A 26,125-nucleotide genomic window follows, 5' to 3' on the forward strand; every position below is an offset into this window, starting at 1 on the left:
TAAAAAAAACCATCTGTTGAGGGTTCAACAGATGGTCATCCTTCATTAATGAAATGATTCAGTTTGGCCAGTTGCTGATTTAGCTCCCCTATGGGGACGAAGCGGGCTTTACGGAATAGCTCTTTCCCTTCGGAGTAAATCAAAACGGCAGGCACCGTCATGACTGAAAACTCACCGGCCACTTGCGGAACTTCATCAGCGTTTACATGTCTTGATTCAATATCAGGGTATTCCTTCAACAGGCTTTCCACTTGCGGTAGCAAACCATGGCAGACCGAACATCCCGGCCTGGAAACATACACTATTGAAAGTGGATGTTCATGAACAAATGCCTGAAGTTCTTCAATGGTGTTTACGGATTCCACTTTTCTCACCTCTGCTCCATTATATCAAGGAATAGATCAAAATGCCTGCAAGAGAACTTAATTCAAACGATCAGGGTGGACATGCTGGTGCTGCTTAGTCTCTACTTCTTTAAATAAATCTTCAGTAGACGGTTTTGCAGTCGGCAATTGTGTAGCCTGATCGGGATTTAACATCCTTTTTAACACAAGGATTTCCTGATATAAATCATCAATATCCTGCTTTGTCGCTGGCTTTTTTTGATTTTTCAACTCAAACCCGACCTGTCCATTCGGTTCCAGGGTCGCCGATTTAAGATCATCAATAGAAGTGACATTACTCTGCCTTAATTTCATTTCAAGCTGGTCGACAGTAAAACGCAGCTTCTTAATATTTTTTTCATTCAGCTGTCCATTTTCAATAATAGAAACAGACCGACCTGTAAGAAAACGTTCCATAAAATCAAATTTCACCTGGCTGAATTCCATCACCATCAATGTAAGCACGAGAACTCCCCCCACGCCGAACGTCACCCATATATTTTTTCCAGCCACCGGTTGAATCAGTAAGGAACCAATCGCAATCATGATGACCGTCTGCGATAACGTCATTTGTGAAATGGACTTCCTGCCAGCAATCCGTAATATGATTGTACCGACGATAATAATGAGAACCGCTTTCCAAATCCAATCCATGATCAATCACCTCTCTTCGTATAATCACCTATTTAAACCAGGATATTCCCAAGGAAGGGATTGCAAAAGGAAATGCTATCCGCTATAATTTTTTCAAATATAGAAATTCTAGGAAAAAGAGAGTAACTACCTGGAACAGATCAGCGACTCAGGGGTGGTGGAAGCCTGAGCAGGATTTCAGTAGTGAAACGGACTTTTGAGAAGCTTTCCTGAACCATGGAGTAGGGAAAAGCCGGGGATGCCCCCGTTAACAACATCGAGTGGCTATACGATAGCTATAAGAGTGGTACCGCGAGCACAAACCTCGTCTCTTTATTTGAGACGGGGTTTTTATTTTTATGGAGGTGTCGTTCATGGAAAAACAAATACTTGCCCTGCAGATCTCTCATATCCTTGGGGAAGAATATCCGCGAGAGTGGGTGCAGCAACTTATTGAAATTCCCAAACAGCAGGACCACGGTGACCTGGCTTTTCCCTGCTTCCCGCTGGCGAAGTCTTTGAAAAAGAGTCCAGGGCTGATTGCTGATGAGATTTCCAGCCAAATAAAACACCCGATTTTCAAGGAAGTACAAACAGTAGGCGGCTACATCAATATATTTCTTGATCAGGTGTTTGTCGCTGACCACGCCTTGAAGCAATTCTACCAAGAGCCTGAAGCATATGGATCACACGAATTTGGAAAAGGAAAAACAGTCGTCCTGGATATGTCAGCCCCGAATATTGCCAAACCTTTTTCTATGGGACATTTAAGATCAACAGTGATTGGAAATGCTCTCTCTAACCTTGCACAAAAATGTGGGTATAAGACAGTGAAAATTAATTATATTGGAGACTACGGCACCCAGTTCGGAAAACTATTAGCCGCATACCTCAAATGGGGGAAAGAAGAAAGTCTCAAGCAGAATCCGATTCAAGAATTGACCCGCGTGTATGTGAAGTTCCACCATGCTTCGAAAGAAGATCCAGCATTAATTGATGAAGGAAGAGAATGGTTCAAAAAATTGGAGAATAACGATGAAGAGGCCGTCACTCTCTGGAAGTGGTTCAAATCCGTATCACTTGAAGAGTTTGAAGAAATTTATAAACTTTTAGGAATCACCTTCGACTTGACCCGTGGCGAAGCTTATTACAATGACAAAATGGGTGCCACCATTGACATGTTGCAGGAAAAAGGATTGTTGGAAGAATCGGAAGGTGCGCAAGTCGTACGCCTCGATGAGGAAAAGTTACCTCCGTGCCTGATTCGAAAGAGCAATGGCACGACCATTTATGCCACGAGAGATTTAACAGCTGCGATTGACCGTAAGCAAACGTATGATTTTGATGAAGCTCTCTATGTAGTTGGCCATGAGCAAACCCTACATTTCCAACAGGTTAAACATGTGTTGAAGAAAGCCGAGTTTTCCTGGGCTGATCAATTAAAACATATCTCATTCGGAATGATGCTGCAGGATGGCAAAAAGATGTCCACTCGTCAGGGGAAGACTGTTTTACTGGAACAAGCATTACAGGAAGCTATTTCAGTGGCAGCTAAAAATATAAAAGAAAAGAACCCTGATTTGGTGAACGCTCAAGAAGTCGCGGAACAAGTGGGGGTAGGGGCCGTCATCTTTCATGACCTTAAACACGACCGACGCAATGATGTAGAATTTTCTTTAGAGAATATGCTCACCTTTGAAGGTCATACAGCGCCTTACCTGCAATATACGTACGCACGTACCGTCTCCCTACTGGAAAAAGGGAACTTTGATCCCAAACATCCTGTAACAGACGTCCAATCAGAAACCGCTTGGCCACTGCTCAAAACTTTCCGTCTTTTCCCGGAAGTCATTGAGAAGGCCTATAAAGAATATGATCCATCCAAACTTGCCAGACACCTGTTAGATGTAGCGAGTCACTTCAATAAATTCTATGCTCATACAAAAGTGTTAGGAAGTGAGGAAGAACAAGCACTCCTCTCATTGATTTATGCCGTGAACGTTCAATTGAAAGAAGGTTTAACCATTCTTGGAATTCAGTCCCCTGAGAACATGTAGCATAGTGAACTTTAGCACTTCCACCTTACTTCTATTATAATAGAAGTAACAAAAGGGAGAGGAGCGCATCCTATGTACCCGATTTATTATGGACTTGCAATCATCGCCTCGGTAGCCGCACTGATTGGCACGATCGTTATAGCCAGGCAAGTAACCAGACCGGAAAACACATCTTCACCAGAAGATGACGCCAAGCAGTTGAAGAACGCAGGAAGTGACACGGGGAGTATTCCGCTACTTACGACCATATACGCCATAACGTTTGTCATTACAGCCATTCTTATGTGGATTTTTATTTTTTAACATGTTTAAGGAGAAAGGGTGCGCCTTTTCTCCTTTTTTAATTTCAGGATGGGGACTTTACAATCAAATCGGCTTGTCTTTCAGGATCAACCGTTTCGATGTAATAATCTTCTGCTTTCCAGTACCGTTCTTTGAATTTAGTGATCTTCTTACGCGTTCCCTCCCCTTCCCTTGAAAATCTTAATTCTCTTGAACATTGGAGATAGACCACAAAATCAAAAAATTTCCGCCATTCTTCCCTTTGTAGAAAAACGCCTTCCAAAATAACTAATCCATTCTCTTTTTCTAGTGCTTTAAATAATTCCCCCTTCAATGCTTGAACATCCCATTGGAGAAAATAATATTCGTACCATGGCTCATATCCTGTGTGATACCTCTTTTGTCTTTCCACAATATAATCATCGATATGATACGTCACAATTGGAACAGGGACTTTCTGGAGTTCATTTTGAATTTTCTGCGTAAGCGTCGTCTTTCCTGAGCGACTTAAGCCATCGATTCCTAATATAAATTTTTCTCCTTCATTTAATGAAGGAAGTCTTTGAAGGATTTCCTCAACCACCATTTCCCCCTCCTTTCGCTTAATTTATTCAATAATATGGCAGGATTCTGGAAGACTCAGTTTCGAGACTTTAAGGGGTTCGTTGCCAGGATTGAGCGTAAGGGGTGGCTGGGAAGCAACTCGCTTTCCTGCGGGGATGACGGCAAACCTCCTCGTGCTTCGCACTGTGGGGTCTTGCCAGCCGATCCATTCCCGCGGGAGTCTCGCAGCTTCCCCCCCCCCCCCATTCGATGTATGAGTGAAACGAACCCCTTTACCAAGTTAGATGGTCTTCTACTATCCCACTGTTAGGGGTGTAAAGAGCTTTGTATCAAGCTTTTCCGTGCTAGGGGAGGTCTTCTATCATTCATTTCTCATAATCATACGAGCTGTCCTTATAGTAGTGGTTTCGAGAACCTTCCCTGGTAAAGGGGCGGAGGGGAATGGCGAGACTCCTATTTTAAGTGTGCAGGCGCCTCGATCAGCGGCGTATAGACTGGACTGAGCTGGCGGAGATAAAGAAAACACGGAGAGCGTAGCGATTCGATGTTGACTTATCGTACAGAAGCGAGGGAAGTCTCACTAGCCGCTAGGCGCCGGAACCGGATATCGAGGAGGAAAAAATTACTTGGTGAGACCCCACAGGACGCAGTCCGAGGAGGCTCACCGCGCTCCCACGGAAAGCGAGCTATTACCCGCAGCCCCAACATACCGAACAAACATCTGAAGACGAGTCTTCAACTAAAGGGAGCTTTTATTAAACACTTATTATGAAAGTTTTGTGTCATACTTCTGGATTTGTGTTGTTGATTCCTCTGTCACATGGGAGCAGAGGGCTTTTTTAATGAAAACGCACATAATTTTTTTACCACTGACACATACTCTCGATAAATTCATGTTATCTTCCGAGTAGGTCTATGAATATCTTAATAACAGAATGGTCACTAGCTCATTGACGTACAATCCCTTTCTTTTGAAAAATTTAAGGAGTTGGCTAATGTGAACCAATCCCATGTGTTTCAAAATCTCACCCATAAAAAAATGCCGTTCGAAGAAGTGTTTTCACATATTTTGACCTTTATGAAGAGTGAACCCATCGGAGAATACAAGCTCATGATGGGAACCGACTCCCAAGTTCACCCCTCGCACACCTTGTTTATTACAGGCATTGTCATCCAACGTGTTGGAAAAGGAGCATGGGCCTGTTTCCGAAAAGAAGTGGTACACAGACAAATGACTACTCTCCATGAACGTATTTCCTACGAAACATCGTTAACGGAACAAGTAGCCTCCTTATTTACGGAGGAAAAGAAGAATGCTCTCATCGAAGTCGTCCTTCCCTATATCTACAAAGGGGCAACGTTTACTATCGAAGGACATATTGATATCGGGAGTGGAGATCGAAACAGGACAAGAGTCTATGTAAATGAAATGATGGCAAGAATCGAGTCGCTTGGAATGGAAGCAAAAATTAAACCCGATTCCATTGTCGCAAGCAGCTATGCCAATCGATATACAAAGTAGTGGGCGGTGTTTGTTGATGTATCAAAAGGCCGTTACATCTTGTGTTTTGGGAATAATGTCCATCTTTCTTCCTTTTATCGGCATCCTCTTTGGATGGATCGGGTTCCATTTTGCCAATAAAGCTCTCTTTGAACTCTCTACAAATGCGCCAGGATACCGATTCGCTTTAGGTGGGAAAGTATGTAGCGTGGTCGGGCTTTGCCTGCAGTCTTGTATCATCATATTTATCCTTGCTGCCTATTTCTTCTTCATGAACCTGAATCTTTTTATGTAAAATAAAAAAAGCGCCCTCTACAAACTAAAGAGGACGCTTTTTTTTTACGCATTTATTTTCTTTAATTCTTCTAATACGTCAGATGGCTCGGCTCGATCTTTGTAGTCCGCTTTCGTATAGTCATACACAATCGTGCCATCTGTATCAATAATATAAGTTGCAGAGACAGGCAGGGTCCATGTCTCATCGCCATTATGTTTATCCACGTGCAGTCCTTTATCTTTGTACACTTCTACAAGATAATCTGGTAATTGGTACACCAAATTGTATTGATTGGCTACTTCATTCCCAACATCGCTCAGTACGTGATAGTTCAGTTCATTTTTCTCCTGCGTCGTCAGTGACTGATCAGGTGTTTGTGGACTGATGGCCATTAACTCTGCTCCCTCTCCATGGATCTCCTCAAGGATCTGCTGATAGGCTCTCAGCTCCATGTTGCAATAAGGACACCAGCCTCCGCGATAAAAAGTAAGGACGACCGGCCCGTCTTTCAATTGTTCATAAAGCTCGACCGTTTCTCCCTTCGCATCAGGTAAATTATAGTTTGGCGCTTTTTCTCCTGCAGACAAACCTTCTCCTTCATCTGAAGCTTCCAGTTCATCAATCGCATTCTTCATTTTTTCTTGTACTTCACCAGGAGTTGCTTTCTTGAATTTTTCAATATACTCATGATAATGCTTTCTCATTTCTGTCTTCATGAAAAAACTCCTTTTCCGTGGATTCACTTTTCATTATATAGGGGGGCAACACGAGAAGAAACTGATTTGCTTTCCCTCGTCATCCATAAGGCAAGGCCCACGGCTAACCCTCCAGCTGTTAATTTACCAATGAGTACAGGAAAAATCATGTCCTTTTCTACACTAGCAACAAACGCAAAATGGCTGCCGATGACGAACGCTCCACTCACAGCAAACGCAGCATTGACCGTTTTTCCTCGTTCATCCATATCTTTCATTGTCGCTAACATAGGTAAGTGATGCGCCGTAGAAGCAATCAGTCCTGTTAGAGAGGTCGGATTCATTCCTAGCTTTTCACTCAGTTGTCCTATCCATCGCTCTCCCCGCTGATTGATAAAAGCTACAAGAGGATAAGCACCCGCTAATGTAACAGTGATCCTTCCAACAATGACCACACCTTCGGATAAGGGAGCCATTCCAGGAAGAACAATGAAGCCGGTCAAAGTTTCAATAATAATGAGAGTGAGACCAGTGATAATCACGATTTCAATGGTTTTTCCGAAATAAGAAAATAACCGGATGGTGGCGTTCGCAAACAACCATAAACCTGCCCCGATACAGGCGGAAAGCAAAATAGCCGGTGTTAAATTACGCAACATCCACACCGCTTCATACCCTGCCAGAGCACCGCCGACAAAACATCCGATCGGAACCGTGACTAAACCAGCTAAAATGCCTTTGGAAAAGTAAGGACGATCCTCTTTTTGTACAATTGTAAGCGCCACAGGAATAGTAAAAACAAGCGTTGGCCCCATCATCGTACCGAGAAGTGCCCAGGAAAAGGTGGCCGCCTCTTCCTCCAGGGCTAAGGATTCCGCCAAAGGATAGGCTCCCATATCAATAGCAAGCATCATTGATGCAAACATCGATGGGTCCGCCCCGAACCATAAAAACAACGGGGTGATGACTGGGGCGAGCCACTGGGAGAGTACGGGAGCAAGGGAAATGATTCCTACCATCGAAAGAGCAAGCGGGCCCATCATCATAAACGCTTCGTAAAACCGCCATCCCAGAGATAGGCGGTGATCAAGCACATAATAATCCAGTGCTCCCAATACCATGAAGATACACATAACAATTAAAATGGCGTCATTAACCCACAAAAGCCCAGCCCCTTCCTAATGATTCTCTCTTCATCTATGTTTACAGGAACTACTACTCAGGGTAGGAGATTTTCTATAATGGCTTGCTCATCTTTACACGATGGACGCTGACATAGCCTTTCCATATTTTTAAAAAAAAGGAGAAGAAAAATGGTACAAGCTCTATTCATCGTTGCGGTTATTTTCATTGCAGCGAACCTCGTGTATTTTTTCACGAATAAATCCTACAGAAAAAGTTACTTTAGCACGGCCCTTTTCTTTCAATTATTTTTTGTACTCACAGGTGTGCTCATTGGATTTACGTTCCTTTACTATTTGCTATCTTTAAACGGAGTCGTTCTTGTTACTAGTTTATCATCACGGGACCCTGTCGACCCAAACTTTTTGGACTTGCTTTACTTTAGTGGGGAAACGTTGTTGAGCGTGGGGTATGGTGACATGCTGCCTGTCGGGGCGGCCCGTTTCTTTGCCTTGCTTGAATCAGGAATCGGCATCCTTCTCCCTACAGCTTATTTCTTAAAAGCTATGGATGCATCCAGGCAAAAAGAAGATTCATAAATATTAAAAGGACCCTTGTGAAAGGGTCCCTTCTATTATCCAATGGAGCATGCAGCAGAGCCATGCTTTTGTAAATATTTCTGGTGATGTTCTTCCGCTTCATAAAAAGTTGTTGCCTCTTCAACTTCTGTAACAATCGAGCGCTTAAAGACCCCTTTACCTTCCCATTCTTTAATTTTCTCTTCAGCAATGTATTTCTGACTTGCATCCGAATGGAAAATAACAGAACGGTATTGATGACCAACGTCGATTCCCTGCTTGTTGCGGGATGTCGGATCGTGAGCTTCAAAAAAGATATTCACTAGTTCTGCATAAGTGATGACCGTTGGATCGTAGTTCACTTTGACAGATTCCGCGTGTCCACTCTTTCCTTCTTTGACCTGTTCATATGTCGGGTTCTCCAGGTGGCCGCCAATGTAACCGACCTTCGTTTCTGTCACCCCTTCGAATTTTTCAAAAAATGCTTCTACTCCCCAAAAACATCCTGCACCGAAAATAGCGGTTGCCATTTAACATCTTTCCTTTCCCTTAACGCAACTTCTATCGAGAGCCTTGACGGTTATGGTGCTTACACGAAAAGACCCCTTTTCTTATCCAGTAAGAAAAGGGGTCGCTAATATCCGCACGATCCTCTCATCTCTTAGAATGTTCATACATTCTACAGGAATTGGCACCGTTCTCGTCAATCCGTAGATTGATTCGATGGTTGCCGGGCATCAAAGGGCCAGTCCCTCCGCCTCTCTGGATAAGAAGTTTCCGTTATTTATTTTTGTTAGTACCCATCCTACTACGTTTTTGTAACGAAGTAAAGGATAACAGATTAAAAATTTTCAATAAATGCACATCAAGTTTCTCTTGCTGTCATTGTATTCACAGCATACCATGCTCATGCCTGTCTGTAAAAAAATCCGCTTCTGCTCAGCTCTGCCCTGTTGTATAAACTTCCTCAAACGGCTGGACAATAACGAACCCATCTCCTTCAAACTCCATTTGTATGGATTCTCCGCTCCCACGTCCAATCAATGTTTTAAAACTGATATCTGTCCGGAAATTCGGTTCCAAATGCCCGGACCAGGCAACAGTAGCATGCGGGTCAGTGATCACAGGTTCCCCTGGACGGACCAACAATGTCAATGGTTCATAGTGTGAAGTAATCGCCGCACGTCCACTTCCACTAAGGGTTACGTTGAACAAACCACCAGAAACCATCCCCGCTACTTTCTTCATCAGTTTGATATCCCAGTCAATGCTCGGTTCAAAAGCAAGTAGATCATTTCCATTAACCGTGATGGTCTCATTATCCAAGTCGAAAATAGTAATCTTCTTGCCCTGATCGGCAAGGTAAAGGCGACCACGACCAGTGGCTTTCATTAGAGAACTTCCTTCTCCGGTCATCGCTTTTTTAAATAAACGACCGACACCATGCTCAAGAATGCCCTCTCTTTCAAATTTAATGTTTCCATTATAGGAGATCATTGCTCCCGCCTTGGCCCACACTTGATCGAGAAGGTTCACTTCGAGAATCCGCGGAGTCTCCAATTCAAAGTAGTCATTTTCTGATTCATCCTGCTTTGTCTTTCTAATAAATTCATCAATAGAGTAGTCGCTCATCATCTGTTCCTCCTTATCGTATTCTAAGAGTATCTATGCTTCTAATTGACTATACCACGATGGATCAAAATCGAGTCCTAAAGTTCTCCCCAGCATCAAGCCAAACTCTACATAAGCGGATCCCTTGGCAGTGATCAGGCTTTTTGAAACAACCACCGTTTCATCCATATACGTATTCTCATTGAACACATTTAAGAAGACTCTCTGTTCTTTTGTAAGGCCTGTTGTATAGGATTGATGATCAAGGACTCCTGACATGGCAAGGAAATATAGGGCACTTGATATAGCACCGATGAGAACACCTTCTTCATTGGTTTTTTGTATGAAATTAATGAGAGTTTGATGATCAACCAGATGTTTGAAATTATCGACACCAGGAAGAAGTATGCAATCATAATCGCCAGGCCTGACATTTTCCACTGTTTCATTTACTACACATTCAAGTCCTGATTCACCAGTGACTCTTTCCTCGTCCAAACCTATATATGTAACCTTTTGCTCTGCCTGTTTAAAGACTGAAAGAGCTACACTGATTTCATATTCACTAAATCCCGGGTATAGTACTACGCCGATGGGCATGATTATCCTCCCTCCAACTGTTAGACAAATCATCCCGAACGTAGTTGGAATAATCTGTATGACCTGGTCATGAAATATTTCAATCTCTTATCTTTACATACGGAAGGGCTTTGGAAAGGTTTCATTTTTAGAGGGGGTGGGGAAAGAAACTTCTATAGGAATTGTGATAGACTCGAGATAACTTCAATTGAAAGGGAGATTTTGTATGTATGGCTTAGATGAAAAGAGAAAAGAACTGCTCGATTTTGTAGATCAAGTGCCAGAGCAACAAGCATCAGTTAAGCCTGAAGAAGATCGTTGGTCCATCCTTGAAGTTTTAGAACATTTATACTTAATGGAACAATTAATCGTTTATCAGATTAACCAGGCCCTTAAGCAGGGAGACACACAGCAGGCAACCGAAAAACCGATTCATAAGACGACCAACCGTGATTATAAAGTCGAAGCGCCGGAGGCCGTTCGCCCGAAAGGGGAATTCACGACTTTGGAGCAAGCAAAAGAGGGTTTGAAAAAAACGCGTGAAGCAACTTTTTTCCTTATTCACAATAAGGAGCAGGAAACATTGCAAAACCGTGTATTCCCCCACCCCGCTTTCGGAGATATGAATCTGGAACAGTGGGTAGAGTTTATCGGTTGGCACGAACTACGCCACCTCGATCAAATGAAAGAAGTGAAAGCTCACATTCATACGTAAAACAAAAAACCCCCTGAGTTTATTACTCAGGGGGTTTGACATACGACTTATTTTTTATAATCCTGTGGTTTAACTTCCTCACCATCTTTACCACTGTAACGAAGTCCCCAGCCTGTCCATGCCGCAACAAACATAACAATCAATAGCAACCAGCCCTGAAAGACGAACGGGAAAACTTCTCCCGGTCCGACAACAGGTAAGAAGTCGTATTGATCAGCAGCTCCCTGGACGGTAGCCCATGCGAGCAAAACCCCGCCACTCCAAGGAAAAATGTAGCCAAGAGAAGATGTGACCGTATCCAGGAAGTTAGCTCTACGATACGGGTGAATGTTCATTTCTGTTCCTAATTTACGGACAAACGGTGCTGCAGCTATCTCAGCAGCTGTATTAATCGTAATAAATACATTTAAAAAAGCGACAATTCCGAAAATAGAAAGTTCAGCTCGGCGCACGACATTATTAATTAACTTCAAAAAGAAGTTTTTGATAACATCCATGGTACCCGCAACCTCCAACAGATAGGCCGCTGCTAAAATGAATAAAATCAAGATCGCCATATTGAAGTAGCCACTTATTCCATCAATCAATGCCCCTTCAATCACGGCTTCCCCGGCATCGTTCTTATGGATATACAGGACTTCTTTCAAAGAATGACCAGTAAAGAAGATGAACACGCCTGCTGCCAGAATTCCGTAAGACAATGAAGTCAAAAGGTGATGACCACTTAGAGCTAAATATAAAACTAATGCAAATGGAGCTAACATGAGCAGACCTTCAGGTGAAACTTCATTTTGAAGCTCACTGACCACTTGCTGACTTCCCATCTCTCCACCACCGCCGAAAATTACAAATAAAATAAGAGCTGGAATGGCTGCTGTGATGGAATATTTAAAGCGGGAACGCACAACTCCTGGTACGTCAGCATCCTGAGTTGTTGCAGATACAATCGTCGTGTCTGATACAGGTGCCAGATTATCTCCAAAAACAGCTCCACTTAAAATCGCAGCGAGGAGAATAACAGGATCCGCTCCAAGGATGACACCTGCCGGATACATTAGAACACCAAAAGTCGCTACTGTACCATAACCGGTGCCGACAGCTGTTGAAAACAATCCTGCCAGAAGAAAAGTGATACCAACAAAGGCTCCCCCTTCCAGTCCGGATTGAAAACCGAACCAAATCAGACCGTCTACTAATCCACCAGCGGATAACATGTTTGCAAACATTCCTGCCCAAAACCAGGCAATGATCGCAACGACCCCTACTGGCTGTGCCATGCCTGAAATTAAGCTCTGTGCATAATCTGACCATTCAGACTTACATAAGAATAGTCCGATGGCAATTCCAATAACCATTCCTAATACTAACGCTTGTTCTGTCACAAGACCTGTGACACTTAATACAACCGCCCATATGATGAAAAACACCAGGGGGATGGTAGCAGCAAAAACGCCGCCGCGAAACTCTAGCTTCCGTACTTCTTTTTCTCCTACCGCTTCATCAATTACTTGATCTTTTTCTTTATCTGCCACTAGATTCCCTCCTCTACCAACGTTAACTGTACAATAGTTTATCATCCCATGTGTATAGATGTAATGTCACGAATTTTTTCATAATTTTTCAAAAGTAGTGTATCATCGGAAAAAAAGCAAAGTTAGGAGAAGGAACATGCTGCAATTGAGCCCTTTTGAAGTAAAAGACTTTCAAACAATCTTAGGTTGGATCGAATCCCCCAGATTCCTGATGCAATGGGGAAGGTCCGATGTTTAATTTCCCATTAACCCACCAGCAACTAATGGATTACAAAGAAGCACAAGACCGACGAACTTTCCAGGTTTATGATCCATCAGTCGAAAAAATCATCGGGCACATTTCCATAGGACGTATAGATAAAGATAAAAAACAGGCACGTATTGGAAAGGTTATCGTTTCTCCCGTATACAGAGGGAAAGGATATGGCCAACAGATGATCCAGCTAATATCCACGTACGCCTTCAAAAAGTGACATTAGGTGTTTTTGATTTCAATAAAAGTGCCATCCGGTGTTATGAGAATGCTGGTTTTACCAAAGACCGCTACCTCAAAAACCATCGCCCTTTCGAAGACGAGTATTGGAGTCTTTATGAAATGAGTCTCCATAAATATACATAAATCATAAAAGGAGAGAACATTACACGTGCTCTCCTCTTACTTTTTCATACTGCCCTCATTCCTATACACCCCTTCCACACGAAAGCTCTCACAGACCTTTTTTCTGTAAAAGATTGGGTGACCAGGTCATACATATTTTCCCAAAAAGCGCATCTGGGTTTTTCATTTTGTGTTTTGTGGGGAAAGAATTTAAAATAAGAGGAGTATGTTTATGCATGATTATAAGTTAACGCTTACATGCATTGTCATTCTTATGTTTACCATTTTTTTCTGATGGCTATTTTGGGGTAACCATTGATAATACCACGGTTCAAAGTGTTTGACTATGCAAATTATTCTGATAACATTATGAAACACATAGGCAATTTTATCTTACTTAAATTGATCTGACAGGAAGGTGAAAGTATGACTACTGTAAAAAACGCAAACGATCATACAACTCCCTTACGCCGGGACATCCATGCATTAGGAAATATGCTAGGTGATATTCTCGTCCACCACGGCGGGGAGGAACTACTAAATAAAGTAGAAACGATCCGACAATTAACGAAAGACTTGAGGAAGAACCCAGATACCTCAACATACAACCAACTGAAAAATGAGATTCAAAACCTCGAACCACCGATGCGCTCCCAAGTCATCCGCGCATTCTCAATTTATTTCCACCTCGTAAACATCGCTGAACAAAATCATCGTATTCGCCGTCGCCGCGAATATCAACTGCGCGAAGATCATGGCGCACAACCATTCTCGCTCGAAAGCGCTGTTCAGAACTTGAAAAAAAATGACTTTTCCAAGGGTGCGATTCAAGAGGTCCTGGATAAGCTCTCTTTGGAATTAATCATTACGGCCCACCCTACTGAAGCTACGAAGCGGACTGTACTTGAAATTCAAAAACGTATTGCAACACTCCTTAAAAAACTGGACCATCCTCAATTGACGAAGAGCGAACGTGAAAGCATTCAGGACAGCCTGCAAAATGAAGTGACCGTTCTTTGGCAGACCGATGAATTGCGCGAACGGAAGCCAACGGTTATGGATGAAGTGCGCAACGGCCTTTATTATTTTGACGAGACTTTGTTTGATGTACTGCCGGATATCCACCAGGAACTCGAAGCTCGGTTGGAAGATCACTATCCAGGTGAAGATTGGAACGTTCCGAACTTCCTTCGTTTTGGTTCATGGATCGGCGGTGACCGCGACGGTAACCCAAACGTAACCCCTGACATCACATGGCAGACACTTCAGAAACAACGAAAACTGGTTTTGAAAAAATATGATGCCGTTCTTGTAGAGCTGATGAAAAGATTCAGTCACTCTTCTACTCAAGTGACCGTCACCGATGAGTTAAAAAATGCGATTGAAAAAGAAGAACCTATGCTTCCAAAAGGTAAAAAGTGGCGAGTGGACCGCGAAATTTACCGCCGCAAATTTGCCATTATTCTAGAACGCCTTCGCCAAGTTGGTAAGTCTGATATCGGTTACGGCTATGCAGACGAGCTTATCGAAGACCTGCGTCAAATTCGTGACAGTGCCCAAACGCACCAGCCGAACAAACGTGAGCTGAAAAAATTACGCAAATTGATTCGCCAAGTGGAACTATTCGGTTTCCATCTGGCAACACTCGATATTCGTAACCATAGTGGCGAACATGAATCAGCAGTGTCTGAACTTCTACAAAAAGTAGGCATTGTTAAGGATTATGCTACTCTTGAAGAAAAAGACAAGCTTGAAGTCCTGCAGGAAGTCTTAAAGGATCCACGTCCGATTTCATTACTGAACGAAGACTATTCTGAAGAGACACAAAAAATGCTGAATGTCTTCCAAATGATCCGTAAAGCTCACAAAGAATTCGGAGAGCGTTCGATTGAAGTCTACTTGATTAGTATGACGGAATCTGCAAGTGATCTTCTTGAAGTCCTAGTATTAGCGAAAGAAGCCGGCATTTACCGTCTGCATGCAGATGGCACAGTGGAAAGCAACTTGAACGTAGCACCACTTCTTGAAACCGTCGACGACCTTGTAGCAGGCCCTGACATTTTGAAAACTCTATTTGAAATGGATGTCTACAGCAAACACTTGGACAAGCATGGAAATCATCAGGAAATTATGCTTGGCTATTCTGATGGAAGTAAAGATGGCGGAACACTCACAGCTAACTGGAGACTTTACAAAGCCCAGCAGGAAATTCACGATATGGCTCACGAATACAATGTTGGATTGAAGTTCTTCCATGGTCGTGGAGGTTCCCTTGGCCGTGGGGGTGGACCGTTGAACCGGAGCTTGCTTTCTCAACCAGTGGAAACTCTTGGAGAAGGTGTAAAAATCACCGAGCAAGGAGAAGTCCTCTCTTCCCGTTACCTGCTGAGAGACATCGCCTACCGAAGCCTTGAGCAAGGCGCTTCTACCCTTCTGGAGGGCGCCATGAATATATCTAAAGAGTCCGAACAAGGTCACCATCGTGAAGAGCTATGGGAGCAAGCCCTTGAGGATATTTCTGAAGTATCTTTGAAAAAATATCAATCCCTTGTATTCGGTGATTCCGATTTCTTGACTTATTTCAACGAAGCAACCCCGTTACAAGAAATCAGTGAACTGAACATCGGCTCACGTCCAATGAAGCGTAAAGACAGTTCCAAATTTGAAAACTTAAGAGCCATCCCTTGGGTTTTTGCCTGGACGCAAAACCGTCAGCTTATACCCGCATGGTACGCTGCAGGCACAGGACTTGCGAGTTATGTTGAAAATAGCGAAGATAACCTTGCTGTTCTTAAGCAAATGTATGAGAACTGGCCGTTCTTCCGCTCTACAATCAACAATTTACAGATGGCCCTGACTAAAGCGGATATTCAAACTGCTAAAGAATATAAAGCCCTGGTTAATGATCAAGAACTTGGAGAACGTATTTTCCAAAACATAGTAGAAGAATACGACCGTACCAAAGACATCTTGCTGCAAATCACAGGAGATGCCGAACTTCTTGATCATCAACCTACAATCAAGGAATCCGTACGACTTCGTAACCCTTATGTGGATCCATTGAACTTCCTTCAAGTGGAGCTCATTAAGGAGTTACGTCAAGTCGACGATCATGAAGATATCTTGACTGAAGTTCTTCTCACAATCAGTGGAATTGCAGCCGGTCTTCGTAACACAGGCTGATTAATTAATACCAAAACGGAGTATGACCCCCGAGGGGTTATACTCCGTTTTTTATTCAACAAAATGGCAGAGTTGTTGAAGACTCACGAACGCAAAATTTCTATTAACCATTTGGATTCATATACAATCCCTCATTTATTTTTCAGTTTTGGACAAAGTAAAACTGATATTAAACAAAGTGAGGGATTCATCATGATCAGTATCCTAATTGGACTCGTATTACTTATGCTGTTGGCTTATCTCGGATGGTCCATCATCTGGATTGCGCCACTCGTATCAGGCATTGTCGCGATTTTAAGCGGTATGGATATCCTTCCCGCTTATACAGATACCTACATGCAGGGATTTGTCGACTTTGCGAAAGATTATTTTCCGATTTTCCTTTTCGGTGCGATCTTTGGAAAATTGATGGAAGATACAGGAGCTGCACAGTCGGTTGCCCATAAGATTTCGAGCGTCATTGGTAAAAAACGCGCCATTCTTGGAATGCTTTTATCGGCAGCGATTCTTACGTACGGCGGAGTTAGTTTGTTTGTTGTAGTCTTTGCCGTGTATCCATTGGCTGTAGCGATGTTTCGAGAGGCGAATGTTTCAAGAAAGCTGATTCCATCAACGTTCGTACTTGGTGCTTTCACTTTTACAATGACAGCTCTTCCTGGTACACCTCAAATTCAGAACATCATTCCGATCAACACCTTTAAAACAGACACTATGGCTGCACCAATACTAGGAATTGTTGCTGCATTGATCATGGCTGTCGGTGGATATTTTTATTTGAAATTCCGTGAAAAACAACTGATTAAGAAGGATGAAAAGTTCACGGAGCCTGAAGGTGATAACCAAGTAAAAAGTGTAAATGAAGAAGAACTTCCAAACTGGATTCTCTCCACCATTCCGCTAATTGCTGTTGTATTGACACTGAACGCATTTGACATCAGTATTCTAGCCGCCTTGCTTATCGGGATCATTTTAATCATGATCTTTAACTGGAAAGATTATAAGGATTTCATTAAAGCAATCAATGGAGGGGCTTCCGGTTCGGTTATGGCTACCATTAACACGAGTGCGGCCGTCGGGTTTGGTACTGTAGTTACCGCTTCACCTGGTTTTGACTCGGTAAAAGATTTGATTTTCAGTATCCCCCTGAGTCCATTTTTCTCAGAAGCCTTTGCCGTCAGTCTCCTTGCTATGATCACAGGATCCGCCTCCGGTGGTATGGGGATTGCCCTCGAAGCGCTAGGACAGGAATATTACAATATTGCTGTCAATCAAGGGTTGAGTCTTGAAGCTTTTCACCGTATTACATCGGTAGCATCTGGAGCTTCCATTCTTCCTCACAACGGTGCGTTATTGACATTATTTACGGTTACAGGGCTGACTCATAAAGATTCTTACAAGGATGTTTTCGTTGTCGGTCTTCTCATTCCGATGATCGCCACCATCGCGATTATTTTCCTTGCCATGATGGGAATCAACTAAATTAACAAAAGCTTCTCTCCTAAGGAGAGAAGCTTTTTATTTGATAGAGGAAATGAAAAAAACATTCCCTGTATAAAAGGGACGTTTTTTCCTTTATTGTACTGTGTATCCGCCATCGATGACCGCTGCTTGGCCTGTGATGCTTTTCGCTTTTTCACTGACAAGAAAAATCGCATAGTCTGCAATTTCCTGGACTTTCAGCAACCGATTTTGTGGTACGAGTGGATAAATAACCTCTTCCAATGCCTTTTCCTTATCGATGTTTCTCGATTTTGCAAGGTCTTCTAACTGGTTTTGGACAAGTGGGGTATCCACATATCCCGGGCAGATTGCGTTTACCGTGATCCCGTGGTCCGCGGCCTCTAGAGCGGCTACCTTCGTTAATCCGATCACTCCATGTTTGGCACTGTTGTACCCGGCTTTCCCTGCGAAACCGATAAGTCCATTGATGGAAGCCATGTTCAAAATACGGCCATAACCTTGTTCCTTCATGTGTGGGAACGCATACTTCGTCCCATAGAACGGTCCTTTAAGCATAATATCAAGGATCAATGAATATTTTTCACTAGGGAATTCCTCAATTGGAGCGACATGTTGAATCCCTGCATTATTAACTAAGATGTCAATTTTGCCGAATTTACGAACCGTTTCTTCAATTGCATTTTTTACATCTTCTTCTTTTGCTACGTTGGCAACGACCCCTTCTACCGTATGTCCTTGGGATCGTAGTTGTTCTACTGATTTGTTGAGGGTCTCTTCATTGATATCATTAAGCATGACCTTCGCGCCTGCTTTTGCAAATTCTGTTGCGATCTCAAGTCCGATTCCCTGTCCGGAACCAGTAATTAAAGCTGATCTACCTTCAAGCATTCCAACTCCTCCTTTAAAATAAGCACTCTTCCTTTAATTTTCCCTTTTCTACGAAAATATGTACAAAAAAACTCAGCCTATGGAAGGCTGAGTTTTTAACTTAATAAAGTTTTCCTTGGCGGTACATAATCGTAGAAAGTTTTGTGACAGAATGGATGTAACAATTTTGCCTCAATGGGAACGGATCTCCAAAAAATTGAGGAAGAATCGTATCCATGGTACCTTTCAGTTTATCAAAAAGTCTTTCGAACACCTGATCCTCCGTCATGAACTGTGCCTCTCTTCCCTGAACCCACTCGTAGTAGGAAACGATGACACCACCCGCATTAGCTAATATATCAGGGACGATCAATACACCTTTATCCGCAAGGTATCGATCTGCTTCTTCTGTAATTGGTCCATTTGCGCCTTCGACAATGATTTTCGCTTGAATGTTCTTCATATTATCTTTATGGATTTGATCTTCCAACGCTGCTAAAATCAGAACATCAACATCCATTTCCAGTAAATCATCTCTGTTTTTAATCTCTGCCACAAGCTCATGTTCGTTCAAGTCTTCTTCAGTTGAAGGCAGGTCGCCATCATGCTCTTTCGCAAACTGAACAAGTCCCGGGATATCCAGGCCATCTGAATGATAAAGCATAACATTTGCATCGCTCACTGCCACTACCCGGTTTTGCAGGTGATTACATTGGTAGGCCTCAAGAGCAGCAACAGAACCAAGGTTACCAAAGCCTTGAACCGCTACTTTTAACTTTTTGCCGGCATGATCAAGAGCCGTATGAGCAAAAGTATTTTCCGTATCGGCCAACCATTTTTTATGTTCATTGACGAAATCATGCAACATGTAACGGAACGTATAGTAAACCCCTTTTCCGGTTGCCTCTCTTCTTCCGAGAGATCCGCCATTTACGATGCTTTTCCCAGTGAAACTGTTGCGATATGGCTCTCCGGGATGGATGTTTTTGAACTCTCCCATCATCCAATCCATTTCCCGCTCTCCAGTACCAACATCCGGAGCGGGAATATCCTTGTCCGGCCCGAGGATATCATTAAAATATTGAACGTATTTCTTACAAATTAAATTCAGTTCTTTTATGCTGTACTCTTTAGGGTTGATGACCACTCCACCCTTACCTCCACCAAAAGGAAGTTCATGCAGAGCATTTTTCAAAGTCATCAGTTTCGCTAAATTGGAGACCTCATCTTCATCGACCGATTCATGAAAACGAATCCCGCCTTTATAAGGCCCGACAGTATCACTATGTTGGACACGGAATGACGGAATCCTTACGATCGTTCCATTTTCAGTAGTGATGCGTAGAAAAGATTTGTGGATATGATTCGGAGTTGAGAGAAGCGCGACCAGTGACTTATAGGCTTGCTCACGCGTTTGTGCTTTCAAGTCAGGGAGAAAATCTTCATCCTCCATGATGGCTTTTAATGACTCTTCGATAATGGTTTGTTGTCTTTGCATAATCCGATAGCCTCCGTTCTAATAAATTGGTCCTGTGTGGATTTCCTTATCTAAGAGTCCATTCCCCAAACAGAATCTGTAAAACGTTTTCAGCAAAGAAAAAAGCCCCCTGCTTGAGGGGACCTATCCATTAACCTAAAATATTGTAACCTGAGTCAACATAGACAATTTCTCCTGTCACTCCACGAGATAAGTGGCTCATCATTGCCAGGGTCATGTCTCCGACTTCTTCTTGTGTCACATTCTTTTTCAGTGGAGCTGTTTCTTCAATTTTGTGTAAAATCTCATTGAAACTTGGTACCCCTTTAGCAGCGAGTGTACGTACCGCACCAGCCGAAATGGCATTGACTCTGATTTGATTTTCACCTAAATCGGACGCCAAGTAACGAACCGTGGCTTCAAGAGACGCCTTCGCCACACCCATGACGTTATAGCCTTCAACCACACGTTCAGCCCCAAGGTAACTCATGGCAATCATCGATCCGCCTTCTGTCATATAAGGCTGACTGGCTTTCGCTACCGCAATAAGTGAATAAGCACTTGTATCCTGTGCAAAAGCGAACCCTTCACGTGAAGTATCCACAAAATCGCCTTTCAAATCCTCCGCATGAGCAAAAGCGATGGAATGACAAACCCCATGAATGACTCCGACTTTCTCACCAATTTCCGCAAAAGCCTGCTGAATACTTTCATCACTGTTTACATCACATTGAACGATGGCTTTCGCCTCTAATCCACCGTCCGCAAGCAACTTCTCGAGTTTCTTATAACTTCTGTCTTTTCGATATGTAAAAATAACGTTGGCGCCTGCCTGATAGAGGGATTTAGCCACACCCCAGGCAAGGCTTCGCTGGTTCGCCACACCCATGACAACGATGTTTTTATCTTTCATTTGTAAAATATCTTCCATAGTAACCTCCAACATGTGTTTTCTTAGTTATACCTTATTCCGAAGAGGGTTGTCTACTTCTCCTCTATTTCCACGTGGGAAAACCTTCCCCTCCATGTCTCAAATCGCTTCCCTCGCTGAATGCTCAAAGGTGCATCATACAGAGGACCACCCCACACGAATGTGTGAAACTCCCCGTTTTCTCCACAAGGATCAACTTCAGGGGACAAGGAATGCAGAAATTCCTGATTATAGAGAACCCCGGGTAATCTTTTATCCAACTTCTTCGTATCCACGGTAGTAACCACTGCCTGAAATCCCTTTTCAATGATTTCATCTGCTACCTGGTGAGAACTTATTCCCCATAATGGGTAGATCCCTGTCATTTCATTCTTCCTCAATAAAGCATCGCGAAACGCTCGGATATCGTCAAGGAAAAGATCGGCGTAAACCACTTTGTGGATGTTTCTGTCTTTGAAGTCCTGGAACATCCTTTGCATTACCTTCTCATAAACCTTATTTGATGCATTCTCCGGAACCGGGACGATTTCAAGTGGGAGTCCCAGGGCCTCCGCCTGCTTCATCAGCAGATTCTCCCCCACTTCATGGACAGATAATCGCAAAGACTGCTCAGAAATGGTTGAAAACAGACCCTCGACCTCGTACTTCTCATCTTCCATCATCTTTTGTAAAGCAAGGGCGGAATCCTTGCCACCACTCCAAGAGACTATGACTTTCTCAGGCATCCTCATCATCACTCCCTATTTAGAACGTAAATGCAGAGCCATATGAATCAGGTTTTCACTCCTGCCGTTCTTCCGAATATAATCTTTGAAGCGTCCTTCCTTTTGAAAACCGAGATCCTCATAAAGGTGGATGGCCCGTGCATTGGACTCCATTACATGCAGCCGGATAATATCAATGCCTTCTATTCGCAGACATCTAGCAGTCATCGCCTTCACGAGTTCTCGGCCGATCCCTTTGTTCCTTGCACCCCTTTTCACATTAACACCGAATGTGCCCTGATGTCTTGTGGAAGAAAGAGCACCCAGATCAAAGTTTAAAAAGCCGACCACATCATCATCCATTTCGGCTACGAGAAAAAACTCAGGGTCTTCATAACGGCTGATCCATGCTTTTTCTTTTTCCAAGGAATCATGGAACTCAGAGAGGTGTTTCAACCCATAGCCCTCCGATAACATTTCCTTGGCCAACGCCATCGTATGAGGCGCATCTTCTGGTTTTCCTTTACGGATCAAACATCTCTTCGAGGTCATTTTTTCCCACTCCAGTAGGCGCCGTCCTCCATGTGAGCAAAAGGGATATCGGTATCTACTTCCCCGTCTACCTTTTCTTCTTCAAGATCCTCTCCATTCAACCATTGAGAGAAATCAAATTCCACAGGTTTCTGATCTCCGCCTAAAGCAAACCATGCCTTATTTTCTTTCGGTAAGTACCCGGAGGTGTGAATCGTTCCGGCCCAGTTGCTGTACAGCTTAGAAAACACACCACGATCGGTATCGTTCATTAAACGGAAGGCATCATAAGCATTCTCAATCTTTTCACGATTCGATTGGATCGCATCCATACGCTTCATAGAATCCACGAGGTGATTTCGATTTTCCTTTTTCATGATTTCAAAATGGTTTGTACAAACATCAGCTTCCCTTACCTCCACCCCACGCGGAGAGGCTTCCACTACATAGGTCATATTGCTTTTATCGAAGACGGTGTAACTGAATGAATGGCGATGAGGAATGTCACGTAGCATTTGAACAGCTTCCGTTACATTCGCGCAAGACTCAAGCACAAGGCGGCCAATCATACAGCAAATAAACCCATCCCCCGGGCGCTTGCGGTGCATGAAGTTATATCCCATCACCAGACCCTTTTCATTCATCCCATCCATACGGCCCGTAATACGCTGCGTTGGTCCTATGATACTGTATCCTTGGTCGGTGGGCTGAAAAAGGGTGTAACGCCCCTCATATGTCTTTGGCATGTAATCGTAATTTCGAATAAAATAACCGTCTCCAGTCATAATCGAACATCCACTTCTTTTGTAGTCGATTCGATATCCACCGAATTCCATCATCACTTTTTCCATCGGCCATTCCAAAGCATCCCTCAAACCATGAAGCTCCTCCCATACACCTGGGGCAAAACGCGTGATCGCATCTTTCACTTCCTGTTCTTCTACAATAAAACGGGGTTTCCTCACCCGCCATTGTTTTTCTCTATTCTTTACTGTCCACGAATCTTTCAGGAGTTGTCCTTGATAAAACCCAAAATCATAATGCGTGCCTCTAAATTGCAATATTTCGCTATGTATTTTTTTCATCATCGTTTCCTTTCTAACCATTTCTGCCTTCAATGTACCAGATTCCACTTCAAAATTGAACTATCCCTTCCTATTATTAAACATAATGGCAGGTTTCTTGAAGACTCAGTTTCGAGACACTTATAAGGTAAAGGGGCGGAGGGAAACAGTGAGACTCCTATGGGACGTGTGGGACAGGTGAGACCCCGGAAGGCGTAGCCTGAGGAGGCACACCGCCCGCCCCATGGAAAGTGTTCAAATGCGGAATCGTCCTGGTAGACACGACTGACATAAGCAGAACAGCAAAGGAATGAAAAAACACATTCCTTTGCTGTTCTGCTTTTGACGCGAGTGTCTGGACGATGGAGCAAGACGAACCTTTTCCCGGAGCCCTAGAACCACACAATCGTCTCGAAACTGAGTCTTCCACAATCGGGAGCTTATATGAAAAGATTTGTTAGGAATGTTTACATTAGACTTTTAAATATTTATGGAGAGGGAATCGAATAATAAGGAAAGATGAGAGAATTTGCTCAATCATTGTAGTTTTTCGCCAGTAATTTTGGTACTCTAAAGGTTGTAACAATCAGAAAGCGTTTTCGAACAGGGGATTAAGAAAAGGTGGTGGAACAAAGATGAAAGAAGTCGTTATTTTGGGGGGCGGCTATGGAGGTATGAACACTTTGCACGGGTTGCTCGATCAAATCCCAGAAGATGTACATATCACGGTCGTCGACAGGAATCCTTACCATTCATTAAAAACTGAATTTTACACCATAGCAGCAGGAACGGAGTCTGACCGTCACGCGCGCGTTGATTTTCCTGAACACGAACAAGTCACTTATGTCTTCAATGAAGTTGAGAAAATCGACACAGAAAATGAAACCATCGTAATTAAAGGCGGGGAAAAAAACCTTCCCTACGATTACTTATTGATTGGTCTTGGCTGTGAGGATAACTATCACGGCATAGAAGGCGCACGAGAATTCACCGAGAGTGTGCAGACGTTCTCGAAAGCAAGGAGTGCAGGCTTTGCCATTAACAACCTAGGGGCGTACGGAAAAGTGACCGTTGTCGGTGCCGGACTAAGCGGGATTGAGGTCGCTTCAGAAGTCAGGGAAAGCAGGCCGGACTTGAACATACGTTTGTTGGACCGTGGGGAAACGGTTTTGAAAGCCTTCGATTCCAAAATCCAGGATTATGTAGAGAAGTGGTTTAAGGATAATGAAGTGGAAGTCATCCACGGCGCAAACGTAGAATACGTTGAAAAAGACGGTGTATGCAACAATGGTGTTTGTTATTTGAACGATGTCACTGTATGGACCGCCGGTGTCCGCCCAAATTTCCTTGTCAGAGAGCTTCCTTTTGAAAAGGATGACCAGGAAAAAGTGATCGTCAATGATTTTTACCAGGTACCCTCCCATCAAAATGTCTACGTTGTAGGTGATTGCGCAGCCTCTGAACATTCTCCCAGTGCACAGCTTGCCGGTCAGCAAGGTGAGAAGGTAGCCGCTGTACTTAATGCCATACTTAGAGACCGTGTCCCTGAGCGTCCATCTGAGGTGAAGTTAAAAGGTGCACTCGGTTCTCTTGGAAAGAATGACGGATTTGGTAACATGCTTCAAAAACCAATGACAGGGGTCCTCCCCCGCCTAGCTAAATCAGGGGTTCTTTGGTTGAGCAAACGTCACTAAAAAAGATCGATCACATGGATGTGATCGATCTTTTTATTATACGAGTGACTTTTGTAAAAGACCTCCAAGGTATTTCGCCAGCTCGAGCATACCATATATCCCTGCTTTTGCTTCAGCATCCGAATTATAATTAGTATTCGTGTTCACATCATAGGTGTAAAATCGACCTTCTCTATCCTGAATGGCTTCTATTCCGGCTACGTCAATGTGGTTTTGCTGTAAGAACTTTTCATAATCATTCACGATGGGTGGCCGATAATTTTCAAGAACTTCAAACTTCGCTTTTGGTGTTTGCGCTCCTGCGTTCGTCGGGCAATACAAATCTTCAATCGAGCAAGCGTCTGCCGGACACAGTTCAAAACCTTCAGACGTATCGACCTTTACTCCATATACAAACTTTCCGCCTACAAATTCATGTCGTACAATATAGGGCTCTGGTGCTTCAATGTATTGTTGAATGAGTGTAATCCCATCAACAGGCTCCTCGAAAGAGTCACTATCCAAGTATTCACGCAACGCTTCTGTGGAATGGAAAAGCTGAACTCCCTGACCTTTTCCAGCACGGTTGTGTTTCGTTATGAACGATTCCATGTCCATTTGGCGCGCAGCATCAAGAATATTCTCTTTCCCTGCAACAGTGATCGTCTTTGGTGTGTGAATGCCAGCTTGGTTTAGTGCCATATATTGATTCACCTTGCTTACTTCAAGCCTTAAAGCCCGGCTGCCATTTACTATGGTGCGTTCATGACGTTCGAGCCAAGCAAGGACAGCTTCAGTAAACTCAGGGGCATAACGGTGATTTCTTGTATGAGAAGAAGCACTGATGCGGTTATAAAAAATCCCTTCCGGTGGCTCGCTTGTCAAATCAAGTGTCCCCTGATCCAAATGCCAGAGCTCGTATGGAAGATTGAGCTCTTCTAAACGCTCCGTCAAATGATCGGTCCATTCATCGTTCTCATGCAGAATATAAATTTTGCTCATCGAACCGACTCCTTTCCATTTCTTCTTGTTACTTATCATATCATAAAAAACCGATAAGGTTACTAGGAATAAGCTCACCATAATCAAATAACCATTTCCACTAAC

At 43.3% G+C, this 26,125-nt stretch carries 25 protein-coding genes, 1 riboswitch and 1 other annotated feature; of the genes, 9 read left to right on the top strand and 16 right to left on the bottom strand.

Annotated features, from left to right (window positions below; genetic code table 11):
- Positions 1-35: 35 nt before the first annotated feature.
- Positions 36-365 (bottom strand): thioredoxin family protein, encoded by a 330-nt coding sequence (locus J0K78_RS18565; protein WP_206948403.1) that lies wholly within the window; start codon positions 363-365, stop codon positions 36-38.
- 57 nt (positions 366-422) lie between these two features.
- A complete protein-coding gene (locus J0K78_RS18570; RefSeq protein WP_206948404.1) occupies positions 423-1,043 on the bottom strand; it encodes a DUF421 domain-containing protein in 621 nt (206 codons plus the stop codon).
- A gap of 95 nt (positions 1,044-1,138) precedes the next feature.
- Positions 1,139-1,352 (top strand) — a binding site (T-box leader).
- Between the two features lie 38 nt (positions 1,353-1,390).
- Here J0K78_RS18570 and argS point away from each other — a divergent pair.
- Both argS and J0K78_RS18580 read left to right on the top strand, forming a co-directional pair.
- Positions 1,391-3,073, top strand: a complete 1,683-nt coding sequence (argS, locus tag J0K78_RS18575) for an arginine--tRNA ligase (RefSeq protein WP_206948405.1) — start codon at positions 1,391-1,393, stop codon at positions 3,071-3,073.
- 72 nt (positions 3,074-3,145) lie between these two features.
- Positions 3,146-3,376, top strand: coding sequence for a hypothetical protein (locus J0K78_RS18580; RefSeq protein WP_206948406.1), 231 nt, complete (start codon positions 3,146-3,148; stop codon positions 3,374-3,376).
- Positions 3,377-3,419: 43 nt separating this feature from the next.
- On the opposite strand, the gene J0K78_RS18585 is transcribed toward J0K78_RS18580, so the two are convergent.
- The gene (locus tag J0K78_RS18585) at positions 3,420-3,941 is read right to left on the bottom strand and encodes an AAA family ATPase (RefSeq protein ID WP_206948407.1); all 522 of its coding nucleotides are present in this window, start codon (positions 3,939-3,941) and stop codon (positions 3,420-3,422) included.
- Positions 3,942-4,958: 1,017 nt separating this feature from the next.
- Here J0K78_RS18585 and J0K78_RS18590 point away from each other — a divergent pair.
- Complete coding sequence (locus J0K78_RS18590; protein ID WP_206948424.1) at positions 4,959-5,441, top strand: ribonuclease H-like YkuK family protein; 483 nt, start codon at positions 4,959-4,961, stop codon at positions 5,439-5,441.
- Positions 5,442-5,759: 318 nt separating this feature from the next.
- Here the strand turns inward: J0K78_RS18590 and J0K78_RS18595 are convergent, their stop codons facing one another.
- Positions 5,760-6,413: a peroxiredoxin-like family protein gene (locus tag J0K78_RS18595; protein ID WP_206948408.1), complete on the bottom strand. Its 654-nt coding sequence runs from the start codon at positions 6,411-6,413 to the stop codon at positions 5,760-5,762.
- A gap of 23 nt (positions 6,414-6,436) precedes the next feature.
- Positions 6,437-7,555 (bottom strand): ethanolamine utilization protein EutH, encoded by a 1,119-nt coding sequence (gene eutH, locus J0K78_RS18600; protein WP_206948409.1) that lies wholly within the window; start codon positions 7,553-7,555, stop codon positions 6,437-6,439.
- Positions 7,556-7,705: 150 nt separating this feature from the next.
- On the opposite strand from eutH, the gene J0K78_RS18605 reads away from it, so the two are divergent.
- Positions 7,706-8,113 (top strand): two pore domain potassium channel family protein, encoded by a 408-nt coding sequence (locus J0K78_RS18605; protein ID WP_206948410.1) that lies wholly within the window; start codon positions 7,706-7,708, stop codon positions 8,111-8,113.
- A 35-nt stretch (positions 8,114-8,148) separates the two neighbouring features.
- Here the strand turns inward: J0K78_RS18605 and msrA are convergent, their stop codons facing one another.
- From msrA to J0K78_RS18620, 3 genes are all read right to left on the bottom strand, one after another.
- Positions 8,149-8,622 carry a peptide-methionine (S)-S-oxide reductase MsrA gene (msrA, locus tag J0K78_RS18610; RefSeq protein WP_206948411.1) on the bottom strand — a complete coding sequence of 158 codons (474 nt, stop codon included), beginning with the start codon at positions 8,620-8,622 and terminating at the stop codon, positions 8,149-8,151.
- A gap of 121 nt (positions 8,623-8,743) precedes the next feature.
- Positions 8,744-8,865, bottom strand: a riboswitch (SAM riboswitch).
- A gap of 166 nt (positions 8,866-9,031) precedes the next feature.
- Entirely contained in the window at positions 9,032-9,724 is a 693-nt protein-coding gene (locus J0K78_RS18615; RefSeq protein WP_206948412.1) for an AIM24 family protein, read from the bottom strand.
- Between the two features lie 33 nt (positions 9,725-9,757).
- Complete coding sequence (locus J0K78_RS18620; RefSeq protein ID WP_242517958.1) at positions 9,758-10,303, bottom strand: DJ-1/PfpI family protein; 546 nt, start codon at positions 10,301-10,303, stop codon at positions 9,758-9,760.
- 205 nt (positions 10,304-10,508) lie between these two features.
- Between J0K78_RS18620 and J0K78_RS18625 the strand changes: the two genes are divergently transcribed.
- Positions 10,509-10,997, top strand: a complete 489-nt coding sequence (locus J0K78_RS18625; protein ID WP_206948414.1) for a DinB family protein — start codon at positions 10,509-10,511, stop codon at positions 10,995-10,997.
- A 47-nt stretch (positions 10,998-11,044) separates the two neighbouring features.
- On the opposite strand, the gene J0K78_RS18630 is transcribed toward J0K78_RS18625, so the two are convergent.
- Entirely contained in the window at positions 11,045-12,529 is a 1,485-nt protein-coding gene (locus J0K78_RS18630) for a Na+/H+ antiporter NhaC family protein (protein WP_206948415.1), read from the bottom strand.
- Between the two features lie 230 nt (positions 12,530-12,759).
- On the opposite strand from J0K78_RS18630, the gene J0K78_RS18635 reads away from it, so the two are divergent.
- From J0K78_RS18635 to J0K78_RS18645, 3 genes are all read left to right on the top strand, one after another.
- Positions 12,760-13,002: a GNAT family N-acetyltransferase gene (locus J0K78_RS18635; RefSeq protein WP_206948416.1), complete on the top strand. Its 243-nt coding sequence runs from the start codon at positions 12,760-12,762 to the stop codon at positions 13,000-13,002.
- A 551-nt stretch (positions 13,003-13,553) separates the two neighbouring features.
- On the top strand, positions 13,554-16,310 hold the full coding sequence (gene ppc, locus J0K78_RS18640) for a phosphoenolpyruvate carboxylase (RefSeq protein ID WP_206948417.1): 2,757 nt from the start codon (positions 13,554-13,556) through the stop codon (positions 16,308-16,310).
- Positions 16,311-16,502: 192 nt separating this feature from the next.
- Positions 16,503-17,789, top strand: coding sequence for a GntP family permease (locus tag J0K78_RS18645; protein WP_206948418.1), 1,287 nt, complete (start codon positions 16,503-16,505; stop codon positions 17,787-17,789).
- Between the two features lie 93 nt (positions 17,790-17,882).
- Here J0K78_RS18645 and J0K78_RS18650 read toward each other — a convergent pair whose 3' ends face one another.
- The 6 genes from J0K78_RS18650 to J0K78_RS18675 form a co-directional block, all read right to left on the bottom strand.
- Positions 17,883-18,659, bottom strand: coding sequence for a 3-hydroxybutyrate dehydrogenase (locus J0K78_RS18650; protein WP_160914173.1), 777 nt, complete (start codon positions 18,657-18,659; stop codon positions 17,883-17,885).
- A gap of 100 nt (positions 18,660-18,759) precedes the next feature.
- Entirely contained in the window at positions 18,760-20,136 is a 1,377-nt protein-coding gene (locus J0K78_RS18655) for a Glu/Leu/Phe/Val family dehydrogenase (RefSeq protein WP_206948419.1), read from the bottom strand.
- A gap of 130 nt (positions 20,137-20,266) precedes the next feature.
- Positions 20,267-21,046: an enoyl-ACP reductase FabI gene (gene fabI, locus J0K78_RS18660; protein ID WP_160914171.1), complete on the bottom strand. Its 780-nt coding sequence runs from the start codon at positions 21,044-21,046 to the stop codon at positions 20,267-20,269.
- A 53-nt stretch (positions 21,047-21,099) separates the two neighbouring features.
- Positions 21,100-21,771 (bottom strand): Dph6-related ATP pyrophosphatase, encoded by a 672-nt coding sequence (locus J0K78_RS18665; RefSeq protein WP_206948420.1) that lies wholly within the window; start codon positions 21,769-21,771, stop codon positions 21,100-21,102.
- 15 nt (positions 21,772-21,786) lie between these two features.
- Positions 21,787-22,302: a GNAT family N-acetyltransferase gene (locus tag J0K78_RS18670; protein ID WP_206948421.1), complete on the bottom strand. Its 516-nt coding sequence runs from the start codon at positions 22,300-22,302 to the stop codon at positions 21,787-21,789.
- On the bottom strand, positions 22,299-23,366 hold the full coding sequence (locus J0K78_RS18675; protein ID WP_206948422.1) for a C45 family autoproteolytic acyltransferase/hydrolase: 1,068 nt from the start codon (positions 23,364-23,366) through the stop codon (positions 22,299-22,301). The genes J0K78_RS18670 and J0K78_RS18675 overlap by 4 nt, the downstream gene beginning before the upstream one ends.
- Positions 23,367-23,980: 614 nt before the next feature.
- On the opposite strand from J0K78_RS18675, the gene J0K78_RS18680 reads away from it, so the two are divergent.
- A complete protein-coding gene (locus J0K78_RS18680) occupies positions 23,981-25,039 on the top strand; it encodes an NAD(P)/FAD-dependent oxidoreductase (protein WP_160914165.1) in 1,059 nt (352 codons plus the stop codon).
- Positions 25,040-25,075: 36 nt separating this feature from the next.
- Here the strand turns inward: J0K78_RS18680 and J0K78_RS18685 are convergent, their stop codons facing one another.
- Positions 25,076-26,020 carry an ATP-grasp domain-containing protein gene (locus J0K78_RS18685; RefSeq protein ID WP_206948423.1) on the bottom strand — a complete coding sequence of 315 codons (945 nt, stop codon included), beginning with the start codon at positions 26,018-26,020 and terminating at the stop codon, positions 25,076-25,078.
- Positions 26,021-26,125: the final 105 nt, after the last annotated feature.

This window comes from Halobacillus sp. GSS1 (assembly GCF_017307035.1).
In the GTDB taxonomy this organism is placed as follows: Bacteria; Bacillota; Bacilli; order Bacillales; family Halobacillaceae; genus Halobacillus; species Halobacillus litoralis.

What these genes read in the sequence shown, in the direction of transcription:
- argS (WP_206948405.1), top strand. Translation starts at nt 1,391, where the DNA reads ATGGAAAAACAAATACTTGCCCTGCAGATCTCTCATATCCTTGGGGAA.
- J0K78_RS18580 (WP_206948406.1), top strand. Translation starts at nt 3,146, where the DNA reads ATGTACCCGATTTATTATGGACTTGCAATCATCGCCTCGGTAGCCGCA.
- J0K78_RS18585 (WP_206948407.1), bottom strand. Translation starts at nt 3,941, where the DNA reads ATGGTGGTTGAGGAAATCCTTCAAAGACTTCCTTCATTAAATGAAGGA.
- J0K78_RS18590 (WP_206948424.1), top strand. Translation starts at nt 4,959, where the DNA reads ATGCCGTTCGAAGAAGTGTTTTCACATATTTTGACCTTTATGAAGAGT.
- J0K78_RS18595 (WP_206948408.1), bottom strand. Translation starts at nt 6,413, where the DNA reads ATGAAGACAGAAATGAGAAAGCATTATCATGAGTATATTGAAAAATTC.
- J0K78_RS18605 (WP_206948410.1), top strand. Translation starts at nt 7,706, where the DNA reads ATGGTACAAGCTCTATTCATCGTTGCGGTTATTTTCATTGCAGCGAAC.
- msrA (WP_206948411.1), bottom strand. Translation starts at nt 8,622, where the DNA reads ATGGCAACCGCTATTTTCGGTGCAGGATGTTTTTGGGGAGTAGAAGCA.
- J0K78_RS18615 (WP_206948412.1), bottom strand. Translation starts at nt 9,724, where the DNA reads ATGAGCGACTACTCTATTGATGAATTTATTAGAAAGACAAAGCAGGAT.
- J0K78_RS18620 (WP_242517958.1), bottom strand. Translation starts at nt 10,303, where the DNA reads ATGCCCATCGGCGTAGTACTATACCCGGGATTTAGTGAATATGAAATC.
- J0K78_RS18625 (WP_206948414.1), top strand. Translation starts at nt 10,509, where the DNA reads ATGTATGGCTTAGATGAAAAGAGAAAAGAACTGCTCGATTTTGTAGAT.
- J0K78_RS18635 (WP_206948416.1), top strand. Translation starts at nt 12,760, where the DNA reads ATGTTTAATTTCCCATTAACCCACCAGCAACTAATGGATTACAAAGAA.
- ppc (WP_206948417.1), top strand. Translation starts at nt 13,554, where the DNA reads ATGACTACTGTAAAAAACGCAAACGATCATACAACTCCCTTACGCCGG.
- J0K78_RS18645 (WP_206948418.1), top strand. Translation starts at nt 16,503, where the DNA reads ATGATCAGTATCCTAATTGGACTCGTATTACTTATGCTGTTGGCTTAT.
- J0K78_RS18650 (WP_160914173.1), bottom strand. Translation starts at nt 18,659, where the DNA reads ATGCTTGAAGGTAGATCAGCTTTAATTACTGGTTCCGGACAGGGAATC.
- J0K78_RS18655 (WP_206948419.1), bottom strand. Translation starts at nt 20,136, where the DNA reads ATGCAAAGACAACAAACCATTATCGAAGAGTCATTAAAAGCCATCATG.
- fabI (WP_160914171.1), bottom strand. Translation starts at nt 21,046, where the DNA reads ATGGAAGATATTTTACAAATGAAAGATAAAAACATCGTTGTCATGGGT.
- J0K78_RS18665 (WP_206948420.1), bottom strand. Translation starts at nt 21,771, where the DNA reads ATGCCTGAGAAAGTCATAGTCTCTTGGAGTGGTGGCAAGGATTCCGCC.
- J0K78_RS18670 (WP_206948421.1), bottom strand. Translation starts at nt 22,302, where the DNA reads ATGACCTCGAAGAGATGTTTGATCCGTAAAGGAAAACCAGAAGATGCG.
- J0K78_RS18675 (WP_206948422.1), bottom strand. Translation starts at nt 23,366, where the DNA reads ATGAAAAAAATACATAGCGAAATATTGCAATTTAGAGGCACGCATTAT.
- J0K78_RS18680 (WP_160914165.1), top strand. Translation starts at nt 23,981, where the DNA reads ATGAAAGAAGTCGTTATTTTGGGGGGCGGCTATGGAGGTATGAACACT.
- J0K78_RS18685 (WP_206948423.1), bottom strand. Translation starts at nt 26,020, where the DNA reads ATGAGCAAAATTTATATTCTGCATGAGAACGATGAATGGACCGATCAT.